Genomic DNA, 2,589 nt, shown 5'->3' with positions numbered 1-2,589 from the left:
GAGGGAACGCGAGGGAACGCGGCGGGTCAGGCGATGCGGCTGATGTCCGACGGCCGTGTCCCGGAGGAGCCGTCACGGCGGCGTCTGCGGCTGAGCACCACGCGGCGCTCGGCGGCCGTCAGCCCGCCCCAGACGCCGTACGGCTCGGGCTGGAGCAGCGCGTGCTCGCGGCATTCGAGCAGCACCGGGCAGCGGGCACACACCGACTTGGCCGCCTGCTCCCGGGAGAGGCGGGCCGCCGTGGGCTCCTGGGAGGGGGCGAAGAACAGCCCCGCCTCATCCCGCCGGCAGGCGGCCTCCGAGTGCCAGGGCCCACCGAGGTCTTTCGAACTGCGTTGCGTGGGGACGGCTGGTGACCACTGGGACTCATGTGGCGGTGACGATTGCAGCACGGTCAACTCCTGACGACGGCTACGGGGGTCGCTCCTGGCTGGTGGACCCTCACCCGTCAGGGGGTGCCGCTGTTCGCCCTTCCCACCATGCGGCCATACGAGTGACGGTCCCCCCAGCCCTACCCGCTGTGCGCACGTCTATGCACGGAGCGACAGCGCCGTCAGACGTATCAGCCGTCGCTGAGGTTGCGCAGGCGCTTGCCCGCGACGCGCTTGGCGTCCACGCCGCCCCAGATGGCGACTCCCTGGACCACCACCACGGGGGCGGACGGCTCGGAGGACTCGGCCTCGGCCACCTCGAAGCCGCCCATCACGCCGCTGCCGGCGCTGCGCAGGCTCACGTTCTCCGGGACCTTGATCTCGATGCCGCCGCAGATCGCCGTCGCGTTGATGACGACGTGCCGGTACTCGAAGATCGCCTCGGTCAGGTCGAGTTCGACGCCGCCGCAGACGGCCACCGCGTTGACCTTGGGACCCACCCGCCAGCGGCCCTGCCGGTTCGCCCCGCTGAGGACCGCCACCACGTTCTTCGCGTTGGACATGCTGACGCCGTGCGCCATGCCGCCCCGCTTGGACGGGTCCGGAGAGGCCGCGGGCGGCGGCGGGTACTGCGGCTGCCCCGCGGGCAGGTCCCGGATCAACGGGTCCAGCTCGGCCAGCGTCTTCGCTTTGAACACCGCCTCGACCCGCTCGGCGTGCTCCTCCGGGTCGAGCCTGCCCTCGGCCAGGGCGTCGCGCAGGATGTCGGCTATCCGGTCACGGTCCGCGTCTGACGCGCGGACAGGCTGCTTGTCGAGCGGCACGACGGGCCGGTTGTCAGCGTTCACGCGACCAGCCTACAGACACGCGATACATCGCGACTAGCCCCCGTGTGCTAATTTGATAGCAGATTGCTAGCCATCGACGAACGGGGTTCCCATGAACGGCAGCACACCCGCCACACCCGCCTCACCTGACCCGCGGGACGCCCCCGACGTCCCCGACGCCCCGCAGATGCCGGCGCCCGGCGTCCGCGAGGCCCGGGCGCGCAGCGTTCCCGGCGGCCTCGCGCTGGTCCTCACCTTCCTCGGCTCGCTGCTCGGGCTGGCCGGCACGTTCACCGGCATCGCGCTGGCCGCCCGCGACTCGGCCGCGGTGGGCGTTCCGCTGCTGGTGGCGGGGTCGCTCATGTTCCTGGTGGCGGTCTTCATGATGACCGGACTCAACATGGTGGCCCCGGGCGAGGCGCGCGTGGTGCAGTTCTTCGGGCGTTACACCGGCACCATCCGCGACGACGGCCTGCGGTGGGTCAACCCGCTGACCACCCGCGTCAAGATCTCCACCCGCGTACGCAACCACGAGACGGCCGTGCTCAAGGTCAATGACGCCGACGGCAACCCGATCGAGCTCGCCGCCGTCATCGTCTGGCAGGTCGAGGACACCGCCCAGGCCAGCTTCGAGGTGGACGACTTCGTGGAGTTCGTCTCCACCCAGACCGAGTCGGCCGTCCGGCACATCGCCATCGAGTACCCCTATGACGCCCACGGCGAGGACCAGTTGTCGCTGCGCGCCGACGCCGAGGAGATCACCGAGAAGCTGGCCGTCGAGCTGACCGCGCGGGTCAGGGCGGCCGGCGTGCGCATCATCGAGTCGCGCTTCACCCACCTCGCCTACGCGCCCGAGATCGCCTCGGCCATGCTCCAGCGCCAGCAGGCGGGGGCGGTGGTCGCGGCCCGGCAGGCGATCGTGGAGGGCGCCTGCGGCATGGTGGAGGCCGCGCTCGAACGGCTGGAGCGGATGGAGGTGGTGGCGCTGGACGACGAGCGCAGGGCCGCCATGGTGTCCAACCTGCTGGTGGTGCTCTGCGGCGACCGTGCGGCGCAGCCGGTGGTCAACACGGGGTCGCTCTACCAGTGACGGAAGGACCGGCGCGGCGCGCGCGCAAGCAGGTGCTGCTGCGGCTCGACCCCGCTGTCCACGACGCGCTGGCGCGGTGGGCGGCGGACGAACTGCGCTCCACCAACGCGCAGATCGACTTCCTGCTCCGGCAGGCGCTCCGGGACGCCGGGCGCCTCCCGGGGAACGCCCGGCCGCACCCGAGGCGCGGAAGGCCCCCGAAGGAGGCCGGGGCGGCGCGGGAGAGCGCGGAGCCCGGGGGCCCGGCGGGGCAGGTGGAGGAGGGATGACGGGCCCCTGACCGTCCTCGGGCGGCCGGGCG

Annotated in this window: 4 protein-coding genes; 2 read left to right on the top strand and 2 right to left on the bottom strand. The window is 72.3% G+C overall.

The features are described from left to right. Positions 1-26: 26 nt before the first annotated feature. Together ADY01_RS34825 and ADY01_RS34820 are read right to left on the bottom strand one after the other, a co-directional pair. Positions 27-392, bottom strand: a complete 366-nt coding sequence (locus tag ADY01_RS34825) for a WhiB family transcriptional regulator (protein ID WP_078900871.1) — start codon at positions 390-392, stop codon at positions 27-29. A gap of 170 nt (positions 393-562) precedes the next feature. Further along, a complete protein-coding gene (locus ADY01_RS34820; protein WP_049580818.1) occupies positions 563-1,219 on the bottom strand; it encodes a DUF1707 SHOCT-like domain-containing protein in 657 nt (218 codons plus the stop codon). Between the two features lie 91 nt (positions 1,220-1,310). On the opposite strand from ADY01_RS34820, the gene ADY01_RS34815 reads away from it, so the two are divergent. Together ADY01_RS34815 and ADY01_RS34810 are read left to right on the top strand one after the other, a co-directional pair. Further along, the gene (locus tag ADY01_RS34815) at positions 1,311-2,288 is read left to right on the top strand and encodes an SPFH domain-containing protein (RefSeq protein WP_049580817.1); all 978 of its coding nucleotides are present in this window, start codon (positions 1,311-1,313) and stop codon (positions 2,286-2,288) included. Beyond that, positions 2,234-2,557 (top strand): hypothetical protein, encoded by a 324-nt coding sequence (locus ADY01_RS34810; RefSeq protein ID WP_078900870.1) that lies wholly within the window; start codon positions 2,234-2,236, stop codon positions 2,555-2,557. Before ADY01_RS34815 ends, ADY01_RS34810 begins: the two co-directional genes overlap by 55 nt. Positions 2,558-2,589: the final 32 nt, after the last annotated feature.

This window comes from Streptomyces sp. SBT349 (assembly GCF_001083795.1).
Classification (GTDB): Bacteria; Actinomycetota; Actinomycetes; order Streptomycetales; family Streptomycetaceae; genus Streptomyces.
Note: the sequence above shows the minus strand (reverse complement) of the source record. Positions and strands in the feature narration are given on the sequence as shown.